The following is a 4108-nucleotide window of genomic DNA, read 5'->3' on the forward strand; positions in this document are numbered from 1 at the left end:
CGATAACGCCGGTCAGCACGCCGAGTACGCCGGCGACGGCACAGGACGGTACCAGGCCCGCCGGCGGTGGATCCGGAAAAAGATCGCGATAATTTGGATTCGGGTTGCCGTCCGTGCCGGTCTCGAACGGTTTCAGCACGGTCACCGAGCCGTCGAAGCGGCCGACGGCGGCATGGACCAGCGGCCGTTTTCCCGCGGCGCAGGCGTCGGCCACCGCATAACGTGTTTCGAAATTGTCGGAGCCGTCGACGACGATGTCATAGCGGGCGAGGAGGTCAGGGGCGTTGTCCGCCGTCAGCCTGAGATTGTGCAGTTCCACGGCGACGTTGGGATTGATGCGGGCGATCGCCGTTTTGGCACTGTCGGTTTTCGCCATGCCGACAGCATCGGTGCCGTGGATCACCTGTCTTTGCAGGTTCGACAGTGAGACGCTGTCGTCGTCGACGATGCCGAGTGTGCCGACGCCGGCTGCGGCCAGATATTCGAGCACCGGCGCTCCGAGCCCGCCGGCGCCGATGACCAGGACCCGCGCCCGCTTCAGTCGCTGCTGGCCGGCGCCGCCGATTTCGGGCAGCACGATGTGGCGGGCGTAGCGTTCGAGTTCTTCGTCGGTTAGCGTGGTGGTGATCATCGCCGGACCATATAGTGGAAGAAAAACCTTGTCAGGCGTCAATTCACGTCACCCGCAAAGCCTGCCCTCGGGCTTGGCCAGAGGGTGCGCAGCAGTTGGGATAACGATATCCAAGAAGTCAAATGGTTGGGCTAACCATGCCATGATCGACGGTCAGGAACTGCGCGCGTCCCTTGAGACTGGAAAACAGCGCCGCATCGGTTCCGGTCATGAAAGCCTGGCAGTTCAGCTCTTCGAGGATCGAGAACAGCGCGGCACGCCGGCCGCCGTCGAGATGGGCGGCGATCTCGTCGAGCAGCAGGATCGGCGTCATGCCCGACATCTCGCCCGTCAGCCGAGCATGCGACAGGACCATGCCGACCAGCAGCGCCTTCTGCTCGCCGGTCGAACACAGTTCGGCTGGCATCGCCTTGGGCCGGTGCCGCACTACGAGATCCGAACGGTGCGGGCCGTCGAGCGTGCGCCCGGCGGCGCGGTCGCGATCGCGGCCTTCGGCAAGCGCTTGGCGAAACCGCTCCTCGACATCGACAGCCGCGGTGGTGCCGACTTCGCTTTCCAACGTGCCTGACAGGCCGATGTCGGCTTGCGGAAACGGGCCGGCGCGTGGCAGCCTGTCGATCATGGCGGCGAGCAGGCGCACCAGTTCGGCACGCGCCGCGGCAATCGCTACACCGGTTTCGGCCATTTGCGTCTCGATCGCATCGAACCAGGCTCCGTCACGCGAGCCTTCGGCGAACAGCCGATTGCGGCCGCGCATCGCTCTTTCGTAGTCTAGCGCGCGCTGGCCGTGGCCCGGATCGATCGCCAGCACCTGCCGGTCGAGAAAGCGCCGGCGGTCTGCGGCCGGCCCGGTGAACAATGCATCCATCGCCGGTGTCAGCCAGACGACGCGCAGCCATTCCAGCATGTCCTCCGCCGAGCGCGCTGCCGCGCCATTGATCCGCACCCGCCGGCCGCCCTCGCCAGCGGCATCGCCGCCTGCAATGCCGGTGCCGATCTCGATCGGTCCGTCCGGCCCATCGAGCCGGACATGGATGGCAAAGCCGCCGTCCCCGCCTTCGCGCGCCACGTCGGCATAAGGTGCACGGCGCAGGCCGCGACCCGGCGTCAGCAGGGAAATCGCTTCCAGCAGGTTGGTTTTGCCGGCGCCATTGTCACCGGAAAAAACCACGGCGCCGGGGTCGAGGTCGATCGACAGTGTTGCGTAATTGCGGAAGTTCGTAAGTGACAGCTTACTTATATGAGTCTGCTGGTCGCGGTCAGACTGCTTCGCAACTCCGGTCATGACAACAAGATGGCCTCGTTCGGGCCTATACCCGCATCGGCATCAGCACGTAGAGCGTGGTTTCGTCGGCCATGTCGTGGATCAGCGTCGGCGAACCGGCGTCCGCCAGCATGAATTTTGCCTCAGTGCCGGTCAACTGGGCAGCGACGTCGAGCAGATATTTGGCGTTAAAGCCGATTTCGATCGCGTCGGACGAATAGTCCGCGGCCAGTTCTTCTGTGGCGCTACCCGAATCCGGATTGTTGACCGCAAGCGTGACCTGGCCTTCTCCAATCGAAAGCTTCACTGCCCGGCCGCGTTCCGACGAAATGGTCGAGACGCGGTCGACGGCGGCGGCGAAACTCTGACGGTCGATGATCAGCTTCTTGTCGTTGCCGGTCGGGATGACCCGCTGATAATCCGGGAAGGTGCCGTCGATCAGCTTCGAGGTCAAAACAACACTGCCGATGGTGAAACGGATCTTGGTGTCGGACAATTCGGTGGTCACGGCGACGTCCGGGTCATCGACAAGCTTTTGCAGCTCGCTGACCGTCTTGCGCGGAATGATGATGCCCGGCATCCCTTCGGATCCTGCCGGCGCGTCGATCTCGGCGCGCGCCAGCCGATGGCCGTCGGTCGCTACCGAGCGCAGCTTCAGCTTGCCGTCGGCGTCATGCGTGTGCAGGTAGATGCCGTTCAGGTAGTAACGCGTCTCTTCGGTGGAGATGGCAAATTGGGTCTTCTCGATCAGGCCCTTGAGCGCGACCGAATCGAGCCGGAAGATATGCGAGAACGATCCGGCCGAAAGCGCCGGGAAATCGGATTGCGGCAGACATTGGAGACGGAAGCTCGAGCGGCCCGACGTCACCGTCATGGCGTTGCCGTCCTCGTCGGTCTTCAGCATGACCTCCGCGCCGTCGGCGAGCTTGCGCACGATGTCGTAGAGCAGATGCGCCGGGACCGTCGTCGCCCCGCCGCGCTCCACCTTGGCGGGCGTGGCTTCGGTCACCTCCAGATCGAGGTCGGTTGCCTTCATTTCGAGGGTGGCGCCTTCGGCGCTCAGCAGCACGTTCGACAGGATCGGTATGGTATTGCGCCGCTCGACCACGCGATGAACGTGGTTGAGCGACTTCAGGAGATTTGACCGTTCCAGGATAACACGCATGACAAAACAGGCTCGCTTGAACGAATGAGCGGGTCTCCGGCAAGCGGCAACCCGCGAAAGGTCTGAACAGGCTCAGAAACTGACAGGAAAAAACCCGTAAACGCAAGCCCGCGCTACCGGTTCGGACCGGTTACTCGGGCTTTCTGGGGATAAAACTGGCGAAGTCCGCTAGCCGGCGTTTTTCGGGCCGGTTAGGCCTGATCGTTGATCAGTCTTCTCAGCAATTCGAGCTCCTGCGCCAGCGTGTTGTCGACGCCTGAAAGATCCTCGATCTTGCGCACGGCATGCAGCACCGTCGTGTGGTCGCGGCCACCGAAACGCCGTCCGATCTCCGGCAAGGAGCGCGGTGTCATCACCTTGGACAGGTACATGGCGACCTGCCGCGGCTTGACGATCGTACGCGTGCGCCGGTTGGACAGAAGTTCTGTCTTCGACACATTGTAGTGGCGCGCGACGATGCGCTGGATGTCCTCGATTCGCACCCGCTTCGGCTCGCCCGAACGATAGATGTGGCCGAGGATCTCGTCGATGCGGTCGATGGTGATCTGCGGTTCGAACGACTGGCGAAACAGAAGCTGGTTGAACGCACCTTCGAGTTCGCGCCCGCTGCCGGTCACCGTGCGAGCGACATGGTTGAGGATCTCGTCCGAGATGTCGAGCGACGCATCATCGGCCTTGGCGGTGGCAAGGCGCAGCTTGAGCATGCCGATCCGCATGGCGAAATCCGGCGCCGACATTTCGAGCGCGACGCCGCCGTTGAGGCGGGAGCGGACGCGAGGCTCCAGCGATTCCAGTTCCGACGGCGGCCGGTCGGCCGCGACCACCACCTGCTTGGCGCTGTCGAGCAGCATGTTGATCAGATGGCAGAATTCATGCTGGATCGACTTGCCTTGCAGGAACTGCATATCGTCGATGATGAGAAGATCGATGTCGCGCAGCTGTTCCTTCAGCGTCAGCGCGTTGTTGTCGCGGATCGCGGTGGCAAACCGCCACATGAAATATTCGGCGGTGAGATAGACGACACGCGACTTCGGATTCTGCTTCAGCG

At 63.1% G+C, this 4108-nt stretch carries 4 protein-coding genes; all 4 read right to left on the reverse strand.

The genetic code is table 11. The features are described from left to right. The coding region (gene moeB, locus EOA86_RS24945) for a molybdopterin-synthase adenylyltransferase MoeB (protein WP_128344110.1) at positions 1–631 on the reverse strand (631 nt) is incomplete at its 3' end. 118 nt (positions 632–749) lie between these two features. Further along, positions 750–1916 carry a DNA replication/repair protein RecF gene (gene recF, locus EOA86_RS24950; RefSeq protein ID WP_128344112.1) on the reverse strand — a complete coding sequence of 389 codons (1167 nt, stop codon included), beginning with the start codon at positions 1914–1916 and terminating at the stop codon, positions 750–752. 25 nt (positions 1917–1941) lie between these two features. Beyond that, positions 1942–3060, reverse strand: a complete 1119-nt coding sequence (dnaN, locus tag EOA86_RS24955) for a DNA polymerase III subunit beta (RefSeq protein WP_065005876.1) — start codon at positions 3058–3060, stop codon at positions 1942–1944. A gap of 191 nt (positions 3061–3251) precedes the next feature. Continuing rightward, the coding region (locus EOA86_RS24960; protein WP_164891958.1) for a chromosomal replication initiator protein DnaA at positions 3252–4108 on the reverse strand (857 nt) is incomplete at its 5' end.

This window comes from Mesorhizobium sp. M5C.F.Ca.IN.020.32.2.1 (assembly GCF_004023105.1).
Taxonomy (GTDB): Bacteria; Pseudomonadota; Alphaproteobacteria; order Rhizobiales; family Rhizobiaceae; genus Mesorhizobium; species Mesorhizobium wenxiniae.